Genomic DNA, 16,245 nt, shown 5'->3' with positions numbered 1-16,245 from the left:
TGGCAGAAGACGCCGGCGCAGGAGCCACCCATGCAGACTGCCCATTTGATGCCAGAAGCCCTGGCCCAGGTCCATGTGCCCAGCACACCGCCCGGCACCGATGCCGGGGACCTCGACAGCATCTACGACAACCTCGTCCACGGTGTCGGCCACGAGCATGTGACCGAATCCAACGTCGAGGCGCTGATGCTGCGCGCCGCGGCCGACCACCATCCGGTGCTGGCTGAAGAATTGCGCGAATGGCGCTCGAACAGCGACGGCAAGGAAGAGCAGCTCCCCGCGAGCTGACGGCCCCGGGCGGCACAGGCTGCTACCCTGCCGCCCTTGCGCCCGTCCAGCTCTTCCTTCTCTCCCGCCGCCCCTTCCGGCCCTTCCCGCCGGACGGTCTTGCTCGGCCTGCTGGCCAGCGGCTGCACGCCGGAAGCGCCGGCCCTGCAGGGCGGTTGGGTCGGCACTCATGCTGAACGCGGCCACCGGCTGCGCGCTGAACTCCCGAAGGCCGACGGGCCGCTGAAAAAGACCGGCGTCCTCATCGTCGGCGCGGGTGTGGCCGGCTTGGCCTGTGCGCGGGCCCTGGCCAGGCGTGGCATCGACGACTTCGCCCTGCTCGACCTGGAAGACCAGGCCGGCGGCAACAGCCGCGGCCACAGCCTGGCCGGCTCGCCCTGCCCGCTCGGCGCCCACTATCTGCCCATCCCGGGTGCCGAGGCGCGCGAGGTCAACGAGCTGCTGCACGACCTCGGCCTGGCCCGCGAGCACCTGGGCCGCACGGTCTGGGACGAAAAGCACCTCTGCCACAGCCCCCAGGAGCGCCTCTTCATCGACGGCGAATGGCGTGACGGCCTGCTGCCGCCGCCGGAGGGCGCGGCCACAGTCGCTCAATACCAGCGCTTCTCAGCCCTCGTCGCCCAGGTCCAGCGCGAACTCGGCTTCGCCATGCCCAGCCATCGCGCCCGCTGGACGCCCGGCCACGCCGCGCTGGACGCGCAGAACTTCGCCGCCTGGCTGGACGCCGCCGGCCTGAACGACACCCGCCTGCGCTGGTACCTCGACTACTGCTGCCGCGACGACTTCGGCGCCGGTGCCGAGACGGTTTCCGCCTGGGCCGGCCTGCACTATTTCGCCAGCCGCCACGGCTTCCATGCGCCAGGCGACGAGGCCGGCGAACGCGAGCCGGTGCTGACCTGGGCCGAGGGCAATGGCTGGCTCAGCGCGCAGATCGCCGCGCCGCTGCGCGAACGCATCCACCTCGGCCGCACCGTGCTGCGCGTGACCGAGCAGCGCCAGGGCGTCGAGCTGCTGGCCTGGAACGAGGGGGCCAACGCCCCCGAGCGCTGGGCCGCGCGCAGCGTCGTCATGGCCACGCCGCTGTTCGTGTCGACCCGGCTGCTGGCCGCCCCACCCGATGCGCTGCGCTCGCTGAAACAGCCCCATGCCCCCTGGCTGACGGCCAATCTCTCGCTGCGCGAGGCCCTGCTGCAACGGCCCGGCGCGCCACCGTCGTGGGACAACGTGCGCTACGGCACCTCGGCCCTGGGCTATGTCGACGCGCGCCACCAGTCGCGCGACCCGACGCCGCGAGCGCCGCTGCTGACCGCCTATTTCGCCCTGCCCGCCAGCCAGCGCGGCGAACTGCTGAAGCAGCCCTGGCAGCACTGGGCGCAGTTCGTCACGCAGGAACTGGCCCAGACCCATCCCGACCTGCCGGACAAGCTGCAGCGCATCGACCTGTGCCGCTTCGGCCATGCGATGAGCATCCCCACGCCGGGCCTGCGCGGCTCGGCCGAACTGGCCGCACTGAATGCCCAGCGCGGCCGCGTCGTCTTCGCGCACAGCGACCTGGCGGGGTATTCGGTGTTCGAGGAGGCCTACACGGCCGGTATCGAGGCGGCGGCGCGGCTCAGCCTCTGAACCTCGGCCTCGCGCGGCGCAAAGGCCTTCAGCAAGGCATCGAGCAGGGCTTCGGCCTTGGCGCCGTTGTCGGCGCCGTAGTTGCAGACGTAGACGTCCAGCGTCACGCCGCCCAACTCGGGCCAGGTGTGGACGGCCAGATGCGACTCGGCCAGCAGCACGACGCCGGTGATGCCGCTCTGCTCGTCTTTGGGCGCAAAGCGGTGGAAGAGTTCGGCCACACCGGTCAGCCCCGACTTCGCGACTGCATCGCGGCACAGCGTCGCGAGCGCATCGGCGTCGAGCATGGCCGCCAGCGTCGGATCGACACCGTGCAAGTCGGCCGTCAGATGCAGGCCCTGCATGTCAGCCGCCCGTCACGGGAGGAAAGAAGGCCAGCTCGTCGCCATCCGACAGCGAAGCGGATTCGGCGCACATCTTCTGGTTCAGCGCCGCCCGTACGGCACGGCCACGGGCCAGCGCCTCGGCATGGGCACCGCCACGCGCCATCAGCGCCTCGCGCGCCGCAGCGACCGTGGCGCCCTCAGGCAGCACCAGCGCCTCGCCCTCGCCCAGCTTCTCGCGCAGCGAGGCGAAGAACCGCAGCTTCACCGTGATCACGACAGCAGCTCGGCGAAGGGGATGAAGCGGACCGCGTCACCCGCCTTGAAGGCCTGGCCGGCGGGGTTGTCCAGCAGGCCGTCGGCCCAGAAGGCCGAGGTCAGCACGCCGCTGCTCTGGTTGCCGAAGAGTGCCAGCCCACTCTCCTCGTCCAGGCGCACGCGCAGGAACTCGCGGCGCTTGTCGGGCTTGGGCCAGTCGAAGCCCGCCGCCAGCCGGTAGCCGCGCGGCGTGGTGCGCGCGGCACCCTGCAGCTTCAGCAAAAAGGGCCGCACCAGCACCAGGAAGGTCACGAGGCTGGACACCGGGTTGCCGGGCAGGCCGATGAAGTGGGCCGCACCGACACGGCCATACGCGAAGGGCTTGCCGGGCTTGATCGCGATGGCCCAGAGGTCGAGCTGACCCTCGGCCTGCACGGCCGGGCGCAGGTGGTCTTCCTCGCCGACAGAGACGCCGCCCGAGGTCAGGATGACGTCGGCCCTGGACGCGGCTTCGCGCAGGGCAGCGCGGGTCGCGTCGAGCTTGTCGGGCACGATGCCCAGGTCGATGACCTCGCAGCCCAGGCCTTCGAGCAGGGCCCGCAGCGTGAAACGGTTGCTGTTGTAGATGGCGCCCGGCGGCAGGGGCTTGCCGGGCATGACGAGTTCGTCGCCGGTCGAGAACAGGGCCACGCGCGGGCGGCGGGTCACCGTCAGTTCTGCGGCGCCGGCGGTCGCAGCCAAGCCGACGGCCACGGCATCCAGCCGCGTGCCGGCCGGCAGCACGACGGCACCGGCGCGCACATCCTCGCCACGCACGCGCACATTGGCGCCGGCGGTGAGGGGCTGGGTCACGCTGACCTGGTCACCCACCAGCTCGGTGAACTCCTGCATGACGACGGTGTCGGCACCCGGCGGCACATGCGCGCCGGTGAAGATGCGTGCGGCCTCGCCCGGCGGCAGCGGCGCGGGCACGCTGCCGGCGGGGATGCGCTGCGTGACCGGCAGCGGCTGGCCGGCATCGGCGGCACGCAGCGCGTAGCCGTCCATGGCCGAGTTGTCGGCCGGCGGCACGTCGACCGGCGAGATCAGGTCCGCCGCCAGCACGCGGCCGACCGCGGCGCTGGTGGCCAGCGTCTCGCGTTCAACCAGCGGCCGGACCTGCGCCAGCAGCGCGGCCAGCGCGTCGTCGAGAGGGGTCAGTGGCTTGCGGGGGGCGTCAGACATGGGCGTGAATGTAGGCCTTCACCTGGCCCACATCGGCCGGCATGACCTTCACGCGCTTCGGCAGAGTCTCGATACCTTCCAGGTTCGCCGGCCGCGGCGGTTCGGTGCCCAGGGCTTCGACGATGGTCGCCGCGAACTTGGCCGGCAGGGCCGTTTCCAGCACCAGCATGGTCACGGCCGGGTCGCGCTTCTCCAGCGCCACCTTGAGGCCGTCGGCCGTGTGCGGGTCGATGACGACGCCATGCTCCGCATGGCAGCGGCGGATGGTGGCGACGCGATCGGCATGGGTGCTGCGGCCGGAGATGAAGCCGAAGCCGGCGATGTCGGCATGCTCGCCGGCGCCCAGCTCGAACTGGCCGGCACCGAAGTGCTGCTTGACCAGGGTGCCATCGCGGCCCAGCAGGTCGAAAATGAAGCGCTCGAAATTGCTGGCCTTGGAGATGTCCATGGAGGGGCTGGACGTCTCGTGGGTGTCGGCCGTGCCGCGCGGGCGGTAGGCGCCGGTGCGGAAGAACTCGTCCAGCACGTCGTTCTCGTTGGTGGCGACGACCAGCCTGGCGATGGGCAGGCCCATCTGGCGCGCGACATGGCCGGCGCAGACATTGCCGAAGTTGCCGCTGGGCACCGTGAAGCTGACCTTCTCGGCGTTGCTCTTGGTGGCCTGGAAATAGCCGGCGAAGTAGTAGACGACCTGGGCCAGCAGCCGCGCCCAGTTGATGGAGTTGACCGTGCCGATGCGGTGCTCGCGCTTGAAGGCCAGGTCGTTGGACACGGCCTTGACGATGTCCTGGCAGTCGTCGAACACGCCGTCGATGGCGATGTTGTGGATGTTGGCGTCCTGCAGGCTGAACATCTGGGCCTGCTGGAAGGGGCTCATGCGGCCGTTGGGGCTGAGCATGAAGACGCAGACGCCCTTCTTGCCGCGCATCGCGTATTCGGCGGCGCTGCCGGTGTCGCCCGAGGTGGCGCCCAGGATGTTCAGCGTCTCGCCGCGGCGGCCGAGTTCGTACTCGAACAGGGCGCCGAGCAGCTGCATGGCCATGTCCTTGAAAGCCAGCGTCGGGCCGTTGGACAGGCCTTGCAGCGCGATGTGATCGCCCAGCCAGGTCAGCGGCGTGATCTGTTCGGTGCCGAAAACTTCGGCCGTGTAGACCTTGCGTGTGATGGCGCGCAGGTCATCGGCCGGGATGTCGTCGATATACAGCGACAGGATCTCGAAGGCCAGGTCGGCATAGGCCAGGCCACGCCAGCGCGCGAGCAGGGCCGCATCGACGCGCGGGTAGGTCTTGGGCAGGTAGAGGCCGCCGTCGGGCGCCAGGCCTTCGAGCAGGATGTCGGAGAAGCCGCGCTCGGTCTGATCACCGCGGGTGCTGATGTACTTCATGTCGTCGATTCCATATTCACTTCACCCGCATTCCATGCATTTGCGGGCCGAGCGCCGGGCCGCTCCCTAGCCGGCCCGCGCTGGCGATGTGCTTGCCGGTCGATCCGGCAAGCATCGCCGTCCCCTCGGGGGACCGGTCAGACGCACCGCGTTCAGCGGTGTGCGGCTGGACGAGGGGCTTCATTTCAGGCCAGTTCTTCCTTGCGGATGCGCACGATAGGCGCCAGGACCGTGGGCAGGCCCTGCATCTTGGCCAGGGCCTCGTTCATGCGGCCCTCGACGGTGTCGTGGGTCAGGATGATGAGGTCGGTCTGGCGCTCGCCTTCGCCGGATTCGCGCTGCAGCACGGCGTCGATGGAGATGTCGTGCTCGGCCAGGATGGTGGTGATGCGCGACAGCACGCCGGGCTGGTCGGCCACGACGAGGCGCAGGTAGAAGGCGGTGTGCACTTCGGCCATCTCGAGGATGGGCGTGTTGCTCATCGCATCGGGCTGGAAGGCCAGATGGGGCACGCGGTGGTCGGGGTCGGCGGTGTGCAGGCGGGTCACGTCGACCAGGTCGGCGACGACAGCCGAGGCGGTGGGCTCGGCACCGGCACCCTTGCCGTAGTAGAGCGTCGTGCCGACGGCATCGGCCTGCACGACGACGGCGTTCATCGCGCCCTCGACATTGGCGATCAGGCGGCTGGCGGGGATCAGCGTCGGATGCACACGCAACTCGATGCCATTGTCACGGCGGCGCGTGATGCCCAGCAGCTTGATGCGGTAGCCCAGCTGCTCGGCGTACTTGATGTCGGTGGCCTGCAGGCTGGAGATGCCTTCCACATGGGCCTTGCCGAACTGCACCGGCACACCGTAGGCGATGGCGCTCATGATGGTCAGCTTGTGGGCCGCGTCCACGCCTTCGATGTCGAAGGTGGGATCGCTCTCGGCATAGCCCAGGCGCTGGGCTTCCTTCAGCACGGTGGCGAAGTCCAGGCCCTTGCCGCGCATCTCCGACAGGATGAAGTTGGTGGTGCCGTTGATGATGCCGGCGATCCACTCGATGCGGTTGGCCGTCAGGCCTTCGCGCAGCGCCTTGATGATGGGGATGCCGCCGGCCACGGCGGCCTCGAAGGCAACAACGACGCCCTTCTCGCGGGCGGCTTCGAAGATCTCGGTGCCATGCAGGGCCAGCAGCGCCTTGTTGGCGGTGACCACATGCTTGCCGTTGGCAATCGCCTGCAGCACCAGGCTGCGCGCCGGCTCGATGCCGCCGATCAGCTCGACGACGATGTCGATGTCGGGGTTGTTGACCAGCAGCTGGGCGTCGCCGACGCAGGGCACGCCGTCACCGACGATGGCCTGGTAGGCCTTGGCGCGCTCGGCATTGCGGGCGGACACCATCGCAATCTCGATGCCCCGGCCGGCACGGCCGCGAATCTCGGCCTGGTTGCGCTGCAGGACATGGAAAGTACCGGCACCGACGGTGCCGAGGCCGATCAGGCCGACTTGGATGGCTTTCATATCAGTTCTCAGTCAGTTGGGGACAGAGCTACTCGCTTCGCTCGGGCGGTCAGTCCCGCAAGGTTTTCAGCTTGTGTGGCGACGACGGTAACCCGCCAGGAAACGTTCGATGCGGCCGATGGCTTCGCGCAGATCGTCCACATTGGGCAGGAAGACGAGGCGGAAGTGATCGTGCTGGGGCCAGTTGAAGCCGGTGCCCTGGACGATCAGCACCTTCTCCTCGGCCAGCAGCTCGTAGGCGAATTGCTGGTCGTCGGCGATGGGGTACATCCTGGGGTCCAGGCGCGGAAACATATAGAGCGCGGCCTTCGGTTTGACGACGGTGACCCCCGGGATCTGCGTCAGCAGCTCGTAGGCCAGGTCGCGCTGGCGAGCCAGTCGGCCGGTCGGGGCGACCAGGTCCTTGATGCTCTGGTAGCCGCCCAGGGCCGTCTGGATCGCCAATTGACCCGGCGTGTTGGAGCACAGCCGCAGCGAGGCCAGCATGTTCAGGCCCTCGATGTAGTCGCGGGCGTGGCGCTTCTCGCCGCTGACGACCATCCAGCCGGCGCGGTAGCCGCAGGCGCGGTAGTTCTTGGACAGGCCGTTGAAGGTGACGAAGAGCACGTCGTCGGCCAGGCTGGCCATGCTGACGTGCGTCTCGCCGTCGTAGAGCGTCTTGTCGTAGATCTCGTCGACCATCACCACCAGCTGGTGCTGGCGCGCCACCTCGATGATCTCCAGCAGCACTTCCTTCGGATACAGCGTGCCGGTGGGGTTGTTCGGGTTGATCACGACGATGGCGCGCGTGTTCGGCGTGACCTTGGCGCGGATGTCGGCGATGTCGGGCGCCCAGCCGGCCTGTTCGTCGCACATGTAGTGCACCGGCGTGCCGCCCGACAGGCCGGTCACGGCCGTCCACAACGGATAGTCGGGCGCCGGGATCAGCACCTCGTCGCCGTTGTTCAAGAGCGCGTTCAGGCTCATCGCGATGAGCTCGGAGGCGCCATTGCCCAGGTAGACATCGTCGATGCCGACGCCGGCGATGTTCTTCTCCTGCGTGTAGTGCACCACCGCCTTGCGCGGCGCGAACAGGCCCTTGCTGTCGGTATAGCCGGCGGCCACCTGGCTGGGCAGGTTGCGGATCATGTCCTGCACGATCTCGTCGGGCGGCTCCAGGCCGAAGGCGGCGATGTTGCCGATGTTCAGCTTGATGATCTTCTGGCCCTCTTCCTCCATCTGGCGCGCCTTGTCCAGCACGGGGCCGCGGATGTCATAGCTGACGCTGGCGAGCTTGCTGGACTTGGCGATGGGCTTCAAAACGGGCTCCGGCGCAGCGTTGCTGCAGTGCAAAAACAGGGATCTTGGAGTTTAAGCAAGGCCCGGGCATGCGCCCCGCCGACTTGAGGGACACTCGCGCCCGGCTTTCCTGGGCGATACCGCCTGTTTTCCGATGAAGTTCCAGCTCGACGAGCCGCAAGGCGGCAACAGCATTTCCCGCCATGACGCCCAGGGCGTCTGGGTCAATGGCCGGCCGCACACGGCCAGCGTCCTCGTCCCCTGGAAGGGTGACGTCGTCGCGTGGGCGCCTTCGCGCTTCGAGGAACTTGAAGCTGCGCATTTCGAAGCGATCCGGGCCCTGAATCCCGAGCTGGTCGTCTTCGGCAGCGGCGCCCGGCTGCGCTTTCCCAGCCCTGCGCTGTGGCGTGGGCTGGTCGAAGCGCGCATCGGTTTCGAGGTGATGGACAACGCAGCCGCTTGCCGTACTTACAACGTGCTTGCCAGTGAAGGTCGCAACGTTCTGGCAGCATTGCTCATCGAGGGATGACCGGACCGACCGGGAGGTCGGGGCGAGGCTTTATAATCACGGGCTATTGCTTGCGGGCGCCCGCGTGGAATGTTTCTGTGAAAGGCTTCACAGTCGCAATCACGAACCGGGGACCCCGTGAGCACAACGCTTCTGCTGCACTCCCCAATGACGCCTGCGCTCAACAAACCCCTGCCGGAAATTGAGGCTCAAGCCACCGGCGGCGTGAAGTTCACTGCCAATGCCTTCCTGGGCAAGTCGGTCGTTCTGTATTTCTACCCGAAAGACAACACGCCGGGTTGTACCACCGAGGCGATGCAATTCCGCGACCGCCACAAGGACTTCGTGAAGGCTGGCGCAGTCGTGCTGGGCGTTTCGCGCGACAACATGGCGTCGCACGAGAAGTTCAAGCAAGCCCTGGAATTGCCCTTCGAGCTGATCGCCGACACGGAAGAAAAGCTCTGCCACATGTTCGGTGTGGTCAAGAACAAGATCATGTACGGCAAGAAGGTCAAGGGCATCGAACGCTCGACCTTCCTGATCGCCCCGAATGGCATCCTGGTGGGCGAATGGCGCGGCATCAAGGTCGCCGGCCATGTCGACGAAGTCCTGAAGGCCGTGAAGGGCCTCAAGAAGGAAGCCGCCTGAGGCACCACCCTGACGCGTGAAGAACGCGTTGTTTGCTGACATCGCGGAGGCCCGCGGGATGTGCATAATCAGCTCATGCCCCGGGTCGAATCCTTGTCTCAGACGTCAAAGCCGCACTCATCCTGTGCGGCTTTTTGCTTTCTGGAGCCTGGATCGCGTGGGGTTCACTTCCCGTCGACACGCCGTACATGCCACTGCCTAAGCCTCCTGCACAACGCGCCAGCCGCCTCGATGCCACTGCTTACTCGGCCACTCTGACCCCCAGCAAACCCCGCGCGACACCACCCGTCGCGCCTGCGGTTGCCCCGGTGATACCGGCCGCAGCCCCGACAGCCGAAGTGCTGCGCCTCCCCACCCCTGCTTCCAGCCCGAATTCCGGTCCTGCCGCCCGGTCTGCCCTGCCCACCAAATCGGCCAGCAAGGCGCCCGCCAAGGCCGCCGCGCCCAAACGCACGCGCAAACCGGCCGGCGCCGCCAAGCTCTTCGTGCTCGACACCAATGTGCTGATGCACGACCCGATGTCGCTGTTCCGCTTCGAGGAGCACGACGTCTTCCTGCCGATGATCACGCTGGAAGAGCTGGACGGGCACAAGAAGGGCATGACCGAGGTCGCCCGCAATGTGCGCCAGGTCAGCCGTGAGCTCGACCAGCTCGCCGCCAGCCTGCAAAGCAGCAGCATCGCCGAGATGGCCAAGGGCCTGCCCCTGGCCGGCACCGGCCACCGCGAGGCCGAGGGCAAGCTGTTCTTCCAGACCGAGCTGATCGACGCTCCGCTGCCTCAGGGCCTGCCCCAGGGCAAGGCCGACAACCAGATCCTGGGCGTCGTCCAGGCGCTGAAGGGCCGCCACCCGGGCCGCGAAGTCGTGCTGGTGTCCAAGGACATCAACATGCGCATCAAGGCCCGCGCCCTGGGCCTGCCGGCGGAGGACTACCGCAACGACAAGACGCTGGAAGACTCCGACCTGCTCTACACCGGCGTCCAGGCCCTGCCCGCGGACTTCTGGGACCGCCATGGCAAGACCATGGAAAGCTGGCAGCAGGGCGGCACGACCTATTACCGCATCAGCGGCCCCCTCGTGCCCACGCTGCTGATCAACGAGCTGGTCTACCTGGAAGCCCCCGGCGAGACGCCGCTCTACGCCAAGGTCACCGAGATCACCGGCAAGACGGCCGTGCTGCGCACGCTGAAGGACTATGGCAACCAGAAGCATGCCGTCTGGGGCGTCACGTCGCGCAACCGCGAGCAGAACTTCGCCCTCAACCTGCTGATGGATCCGGAGTGCGACTTCATCACGCTGACCGGCACCGCCGGCACCGGCAAGACGCTGATGACGCTGGCCGCCGCCCTGGCCCAGGTCTTCGACGAGCGCCGCTACAGCGAGATCATCGTCACCCGGGTCACCGTGCCCGTCGGCGAGGACATCGGCTTCCTGCCCGGGACCGAGGAAGAAAAGATGGGCCCCTGGATGGGCGCCCTGGACGACAACCTCGAGGTGCTGGCCAAGGGCGGTTCTTCCGCCGGCGAATGGGGCCGTGCGGCCACCAACGACCTGGTGCGCAGCAAGATCAAGATCAAGAGCCTGAACTTCATGCGCGGGCGCACCTTCCTGAACAAGTTCGTCATCATCGACGAGGCCCAGAACCTGACGCCCAAGCAGATGAAGACCTTGATCACCCGCGCCGGTCCCGGCACCAAGATCGTCTGCCTGGGCAACCTGGCGCAGATCGACACGCCCTACCTGACCGAGGGCAGCTCGGGCCTGACGTTTGCGGTGGACCGCTTCAAGGGCTGGGCCCACAGCGGCCATGTGACGCTGGCCCGCGGCGAGCGCTCACGGCTGGCTGACTTCGCCTCCGAAGTGCTCTGACGAAAACGCCCCTCTGAGACGGCCCCCTCGGGGCCGTTTCTTCCTACCAAAATGGTTGCGATACCATTTCGTTTCCACTTTGCTGACCACCCCATGATCTACCGCCCCCTCGGCCGCACCGGCTGGAATGTCTCTGCCATCGGCTTCGGCGCCTGGGCCATCGGCGGCACCTGGGGCGACACCGATGACACGGCCGCCATGGCGGCCCTGCACCGCGCCCTGGACCGCGGCGTGAATTTCTTCGACACGGCCGACGTCTATGGCGACGGCCACAGCGAGCGCCTGCTGGCCCGCCTGAAGCGCGAGCGCCCGGGCGACGCCTTCGTTGTGGCGACCAAGGCCGGCCGGCGCCTGAACCCGCATCTGGCCGAGGGCTACCGTGACCTGAAGCCCTTCATCGAGCGCAGCCTGAAGAACCTCGAGACCGAGGCCATCGACCTGCTGCAGCTGCACTGCCCGCCCTCGGCCGTCTACGCCATGCCCGAGGTCTTCGGCGCGTTGGACGACTTGGTGCGCGCGGGCAAGCTGCGCCATTACGGCGTCAGCGTCGAGCGCATCGACGAGGCCCTGGCCGCGCTCAAGTTCACCGGTGTGCAGTCGGTGCAGATCATCTACAACCTGTTCCGCCAGCGGCCCGCCGAAGCCTTCCTGCCGGCGGCCCACGCGGCCCAGGTCGGCGTGCTGGCGCGGCTGCCGCTGTCCAGCGGCATGCTTACGGCCAAGTTCACCCGCGACAGCACTTTTGGCGCCGACGACCACCGCGGCTTCAACCGCCAGGGCGAGGCTTTCGACAAGGGCGAGACCTTCTCGGGCGTCGACTACGAGCAGGGCCTGGCCGCCGTCGAGGAGCTGCGCGCCCTGCTGCCCGAAGGCGTGTCCATGGCCCGCCTGGCCCTGCGCTGGATCCTGATGAACGAGGCCGTCACGACCGCCATCCCCGGCGGCCGCACACCGGCCCAGGTGGACGAGAACGTCAGCGCCGCCGACCTGGCTGCCTTGCCCGCGCCGCTGATGGCCGCGCTGGCCGAGCTCTACCAGCGCCGCATCGCGCCGCAGGTGCACGGTCTGTGGTGAGGCCCTTTCGTTGCGCATGAAAAAAGCGGCCCGCGGGCCGCTCTGCTCTTGTTCCCTGCGAGGGATCAGGCGCGACGACGGCGGCCGGCCACCAGGCCGGCCAGTGCAATCCCCACCAGGGCCATCGAGGCCGGCTCAGGCACGTTGACCGTGATGTCGGTGGTCGCCAGGGTGGCGCCGGCCGCATCGGTGACGAACAGGCGGAAGTCCGTCGAGCTGGCCGCATAGGGGTTGAAGTTGAATGCCGGCGTGGTCAGGAAGGACATCTCCAGATTCCACGATTCGCCCAGGAAGGTCGGCAGGCCGAAGCTCAGCAGGTCGATATCGGTGTAGTTGACGGCGGCGCTGCTGTCGGTGTCTATGCCCAGCCAGATCTTGCAGCCCTGGCAGCCACGAATGTCGTAGGCGAAGTCGAAGCTCCAGTTCGCGTAGTTCTTGCCGTCCGGCACATAGAGACCGCTCTGCGCGTAGAAGTTGCGCACGCCGTCATTGGGCAGAAAGGCGCTGTTCTTGTAGGCATGGGCCCCGATGGCGACCTTGACCCCACTCGCGGCCACCGCAGCGAATTGCACGGTCTCCAGGCCCGAGCTGCCAGCGGGCGGCCAACCGTCGGCCGCGTTCAACATCGTCAGGCCGGCGTGCGCCGCGAGCGGGGACAGGCCGGCAATCGCCGCCGTGGCAAGCATCTTCTTCATCATGGGTTTGTCTCCAGTGGATGTCGGTGTTCGCAGGCGCCGCGACGCAACGGTACGTTGGAGCGGCGCGCAATCCCTAACGCATCAACCATGCCAACACCGGGATGCTTGTAGGACGCTCCAGTAGGACAGACGCCCGACCGGTCTTGAAATGACCCCCACGTTTGAAGGTGGCAATTACCCCGACATGCGGCAAACCCTGAGTTCACCCTCCGCTGAAATGACCCGTCAGCAAATCGCAGCTTGCCGCCGCCTCATTCGCCGCGCTGCACGCTCGCCGAGAAGCGCTGCACGCCCCGGTCGCGCTGCACCGCGCGCCGGCCGGCAGCAATCAGTGCATCGATCTGCTCGGCCGGCAGCTTGAGCCGCGTGGGGATGGCGTTCAGCACCGCTTCCTCGGCCTCGGGCAGGTCGGCGAAGCTGATCTGCGTGACGGCGAACTTGATGTCCTCGCAGCGCCAGTCCGGGTTCCAGGCCCGCAGCGCGGCTTTGCGCTCATCGGGCAGCGAGCAGCGCCAGGTCACGATGTCGCGCTCCCAGTTGCGCACCATGGGGACGAAGTACGCGTAGCTCATGCGCATCGTGCTCTCGATCGCGGTGTCCACGGCGGCCGTTGCCACGTCCAGGCCCGAGGGCCCGGCCACCTCGCGGCCAAAGTCGCCGCTCGGCCCCTGACCCGCATCGACCACGACGAAGAGCAGGCGCCGCATGTTCGCCGCGTCATGCTCGCTGATCGGTCCATAGGGCGTGTTCAGCAGGATGCGGCTTTGCAGGATGCTGACCAGGCCCAGGTTGTCGGTGATGCCGCCATCCACCAGCTTGATGTAGCGGCCCGTCTGGGTATCGCGGAAGTCCTTCAGCGCCCGCAGCAGCGCCAGGCGCAGCCTGTGCTGGTCGTCGCGCTCGGGGCCTGGCACGCGGCTCACGCTGGCCGCAATGGGCTTCTGGCAGGACTCGGGAAACTTCTCCAGCACCACCGGCGCGAAGAACAGCGGCACGGCCATGGACGCCGCGACGGCCTCCGAAACCGGGAAGCTGGCCAGGTCGCTGCAGATCGCGTCGAAGGCCCGCTCATGGAAGGGGAAGGCCAGCCGGTACTGGGCATTGCTCGCATTGATCCAGATGACCGGCTTCTGATGGCGGAACATGTCAGCGAAAGTGGCGCCCTGGAAGACGTCGCGCTCCAGCCAGTCGCTGAAGTTGCTGCGGTCGTTCAGGCCGCCGGCGAACAGACGGCGCAGGTTGTTGGGGTTGAGCAGGCTGAAGCGCAGGCCGGCCTCGCCGTCGCGCATCAGCACCTTGTCGCGAAAGCCTCTCATGCCCTCGGTGCCATGCAGGCCGAAGTAGGCCGCGGTGATGGAGCCACCGGACACGCTGGTGATGAAACCCACGTCGTCCAGCAGGTTGTGGCCGCCGGCCGAGGGCTGGTCGCGCAGGCCCTCCAGCACGCCATAGGAGAAGGCCGCGGCACGCAGGCCGCCGCCCGAGAAGCTCAGGGCCACGATGGTCTCGCTGACGGCGCTTTGCGGCTCGCGCGCCACGGGCTCGGCCACGGCCGGCCTGTTCTTGGGCGTGTTCAGCGGTGCGCCCGCACAGGCGGCCAGCGAGAGGCCGATGAGGCAGGTGAAAAGCAGCAACAGGACGCGCATCGGACCTCTCTCCCTTGAGATTCGGCGCATTCTGCCGATGCTGCCAACCCCTGTCTTTATTCCCAGTGACAATCAGGGCCATGAACCAACCGGAGCGCTGGATCGCCCACCTCGACATGGACGCCTTCTACGCGTCCGTCGAGTTGCTGCGCTATCCGCAGCTCAAGGGCCAGGCCGTCGTCATCGGCGGCCGGCGCGCCGATGCGCCCCAGCAGCTGGAAGACGGCAGCTGGCGCTATTCAAAGCTGCGCGACTACACCGGACGCGGCGTCGTCACCACCAGCACCTATGCGGCCCGCGACCTCGGCGTGTTCTCGGCCATGGGCCTGATGAAGGCGGCCCTGCGCGCGCCCGACGCCATCCTGCTGCCGGCCGACTTCGACAGCTACCGCAAGTACTCGCGCCTCTTCAAGGCCGCCGTCGCCGAGGTCGCGCCCGTCATCGAGGACCGCGGCATCGACGAGATCTACATCGACCTGACCGACGTGCCTGGCGTGCGCGACGCCGTCGGCCACGACCCCCTCGGCGGCGTGAAGGCCGTGGCGCGCGAGATCAAGAACTCGGTCGGCCGCGCCACCGGCCTGACCTGCTCCATCGGCATCACGCCCAACAAGCTGCTCAGCAAGATCGCCAGCGAGCTGGACAAGCCCGACGGCATCAGCGTGCTGACGATGGACGACATCCCCGGCCGTGTCTGGCCGCTCGGCGTGCGCAAGATCAACGGCATCGGCCCCAAGGCCAGCGAGCGGCTGATCAAGCTGGGCATCGAAACCGTGGGCGACATCGCCGCGGCCGATCCGCGCTGGCTCGTCGAACAGTTCGGCGACAGTTACGGCCAGTGGCTGCACGCCGCCTCCCACGGCCGCGACTCGCGCCCCGTCGTCACCCACAGCGAGCCCGTCTCCATCAGCCGCGAGACCACCTTCGAGCGCGACCTCAGCGCCGTGCACGACAAGGTCCTGCTGGGCCAGATCATGGACGAGCTCTGCGAGAGCCTGTCGCGCGACCTCGCCCGCAAGCGCTATGCCGGCAAGACGGTGGGCATCAAGCTGCGCTTCGAGGGCTTCATCACCGTCACGCGCGACCAGACGCTCAAGCGCCCCATCAGCAGCGCCGCCGACATCCGTCATGCCGTTGGCCTGTGCCTCAAGCGCGTCAAGTTCGACAAGCGGCTGCGCCTGATGGGCGTGCGCATCGGCAACCTCGTGCATGCCAGCGAGGTGCAGGACGCGCCGCCGCCCAAGGACAGCGCGGCTGAGCCCCAACGCGAAAACCTCTCACTGTTCTAGCCCTTCATGCCCGGACCCGACATCCCCTTCTGGCAACAGCGCTACCTGACCCGGCAGACACCCTGGGACGACGGCGCCGACGACCCCGAGCTGCTGGCCTGGCTGGACGACGGCCAGCTGACGCTGAAGGACGCCCCCGTCCTCGTGCCCGGCTGCGGCTCCGGCCGCGACCTGCCGCTGATCGCCGCGCGCGGCATCGCCGTCACCGGCATCGACTACACGCCCGCCGCCGTCGCGCTGGCGCGCGAGCGGCTGGCGCAAGCCGGCCTGGCCGCGCCGCTGGCCCAGGTGGAGCAGGCCGACGTGCTCGCCTGGGCGCCGCCCGCCCCCGTGGGCGCCATCCTCGAGCGCACCTGCCTGTGCGCCCTGCATCCCGACCATTGGCAGCGCTACTCGCAGCAGTTGCATGCCTGGCTGCGGCCTGGTGGCCGGCTGTTCGCCCAGTTCGAGCAGGCCCTGCGCCCCAGCGCCGCCGAGGGCCGCGTGGAAGGCCCGCCCTACCACTGCGACATCAACGCCATGCGCGCCCTCTTCAGCGCCGACCGCTGGGCCTGGAGCAAACCGCCCTACCCGCGCGGCGCCGATGACGACCACTTGACCGTGCTGCTGACCCGGCTGCCCGGCTAGCCTC

Annotated in this window: 16 protein-coding genes; 8 read left to right on the top strand and 8 right to left on the bottom strand. The window is 68.1% G+C overall.

What is annotated here, in order from left to right; genetic code table 11:
* The first annotated feature begins 30 nt into the window (after positions 1-30).
* Together AC07OY_RS05950 and AC07OY_RS05945 are read left to right on the top strand one after the other, a co-directional pair.
* Complete coding sequence (locus AC07OY_RS05950) at positions 31-288, top strand: hypothetical protein (protein ID WP_495041593.1); 258 nt, start codon at positions 31-33, stop codon at positions 286-288.
* Positions 289-387: 99 nt separating this feature from the next.
* On the top strand, positions 388-1,911 hold the full coding sequence (locus AC07OY_RS05945; RefSeq protein WP_495041592.1) for a flavin monoamine oxidase family protein: 1,524 nt from the start codon (positions 388-390) through the stop codon (positions 1,909-1,911).
* Here AC07OY_RS05945 and speD read toward each other — a convergent pair.
* From speD to AC07OY_RS05915, 6 genes are all read right to left on the bottom strand, one after another.
* Positions 1,869-2,255 carry an adenosylmethionine decarboxylase gene (gene speD, locus AC07OY_RS05940; protein ID WP_495041591.1) on the bottom strand — a complete coding sequence of 129 codons (387 nt, stop codon included), beginning with the start codon at positions 2,253-2,255 and terminating at the stop codon, positions 1,869-1,871. The two genes, AC07OY_RS05945 and speD, sit on opposite strands and share 43 nt — an antisense overlap.
* Position 2,256: 1 nt before the next feature.
* Positions 2,257-2,511, bottom strand: coding sequence for a molybdopterin converting factor subunit 1 (moaD, locus tag AC07OY_RS05935; protein WP_495041590.1), 255 nt, complete (start codon positions 2,509-2,511; stop codon positions 2,257-2,259).
* Entirely contained in the window at positions 2,508-3,716 is a 1,209-nt protein-coding gene (locus tag AC07OY_RS05930) for a molybdopterin molybdotransferase MoeA (protein WP_495041589.1), read from the bottom strand. The genes moaD and AC07OY_RS05930 overlap by 4 nt, the downstream gene beginning before the upstream one ends.
* A complete protein-coding gene (gene thrC / locus AC07OY_RS05925) occupies positions 3,709-5,100 on the bottom strand; it encodes a threonine synthase (protein WP_495041588.1) in 1,392 nt (463 codons plus the stop codon). Before thrC ends, AC07OY_RS05930 begins: the two co-directional genes overlap by 8 nt.
* Before the next feature lie 185 nt (positions 5,101-5,285).
* Positions 5,286-6,605 (bottom strand): homoserine dehydrogenase, encoded by a 1,320-nt coding sequence (locus AC07OY_RS05920; protein ID WP_495041587.1) that lies wholly within the window; start codon positions 6,603-6,605, stop codon positions 5,286-5,288.
* A 66-nt stretch (positions 6,606-6,671) separates the two neighbouring features.
* Positions 6,672-7,904 carry a pyridoxal phosphate-dependent aminotransferase gene (locus AC07OY_RS05915; RefSeq protein WP_495041586.1) on the bottom strand — a complete coding sequence of 411 codons (1,233 nt, stop codon included), beginning with the start codon at positions 7,902-7,904 and terminating at the stop codon, positions 6,672-6,674.
* A 133-nt stretch (positions 7,905-8,037) separates the two neighbouring features.
* On the opposite strand from AC07OY_RS05915, the gene AC07OY_RS05910 reads away from it, so the two are divergent.
* The 4 genes from AC07OY_RS05910 to AC07OY_RS05895 all read left to right on the top strand — a co-directional run bounded on the left by AC07OY_RS05910 (position 8,038) and on the right by AC07OY_RS05895 (position 11,981).
* Positions 8,038-8,412 carry an Mth938-like domain-containing protein gene (locus tag AC07OY_RS05910; protein WP_495041585.1) on the top strand — a complete coding sequence of 125 codons (375 nt, stop codon included), beginning with the start codon at positions 8,038-8,040 and terminating at the stop codon, positions 8,410-8,412.
* A 147-nt stretch (positions 8,413-8,559) separates the two neighbouring features.
* Positions 8,560-9,039 (top strand): peroxiredoxin, encoded by a 480-nt coding sequence (locus AC07OY_RS05905; RefSeq protein WP_056195593.1) that lies wholly within the window; start codon positions 8,560-8,562, stop codon positions 9,037-9,039.
* A gap of 188 nt (positions 9,040-9,227) precedes the next feature.
* Positions 9,228-10,907: a PhoH family protein gene (locus AC07OY_RS05900; protein ID WP_495041584.1), complete on the top strand. Its 1,680-nt coding sequence runs from the start codon at positions 9,228-9,230 to the stop codon at positions 10,905-10,907.
* A 93-nt stretch (positions 10,908-11,000) separates the two neighbouring features.
* Positions 11,001-11,981, top strand: a complete 981-nt coding sequence (locus AC07OY_RS05895) for an aldo/keto reductase (RefSeq protein ID WP_495041583.1) — start codon at positions 11,001-11,003, stop codon at positions 11,979-11,981.
* Between the two features lie 65 nt (positions 11,982-12,046).
* Here the strand turns inward: AC07OY_RS05895 and AC07OY_RS05890 are convergent, their stop codons facing one another.
* On the bottom strand, positions 12,047-12,679 hold the full coding sequence (locus AC07OY_RS05890) for a PEP-CTERM sorting domain-containing protein (RefSeq protein WP_495041582.1): 633 nt from the start codon (positions 12,677-12,679) through the stop codon (positions 12,047-12,049).
* A gap of 251 nt (positions 12,680-12,930) precedes the next feature.
* Positions 12,931-14,325, bottom strand: a complete 1,395-nt coding sequence (locus AC07OY_RS05885) for a patatin-like phospholipase family protein (RefSeq protein WP_495041581.1) — start codon at positions 14,323-14,325, stop codon at positions 12,931-12,933.
* Positions 14,326-14,405: 80 nt separating this feature from the next.
* Here AC07OY_RS05885 and dinB point away from each other — a divergent pair, with 80 nt between their 5' ends.
* Positions 14,406-15,614, top strand: coding sequence for a DNA polymerase IV (gene dinB, locus AC07OY_RS05880; RefSeq protein ID WP_495041580.1), 1,209 nt, complete (start codon positions 14,406-14,408; stop codon positions 15,612-15,614).
* Positions 15,615-15,620: 6 nt separating this feature from the next.
* Positions 15,621-16,241 carry a methyltransferase domain-containing protein gene (locus tag AC07OY_RS05875; protein WP_495041579.1) on the top strand — a complete coding sequence of 207 codons (621 nt, stop codon included), beginning with the start codon at positions 15,621-15,623 and terminating at the stop codon, positions 16,239-16,241.
* The last annotated feature ends 4 nt before the right edge of the window (positions 16,242-16,245 follow it).

This window comes from Roseateles sp. GW821-FHT09H10 (assembly GCF_059415865.1).
This window is presented reverse-complemented; position numbering and strand designations above follow the sequence as displayed.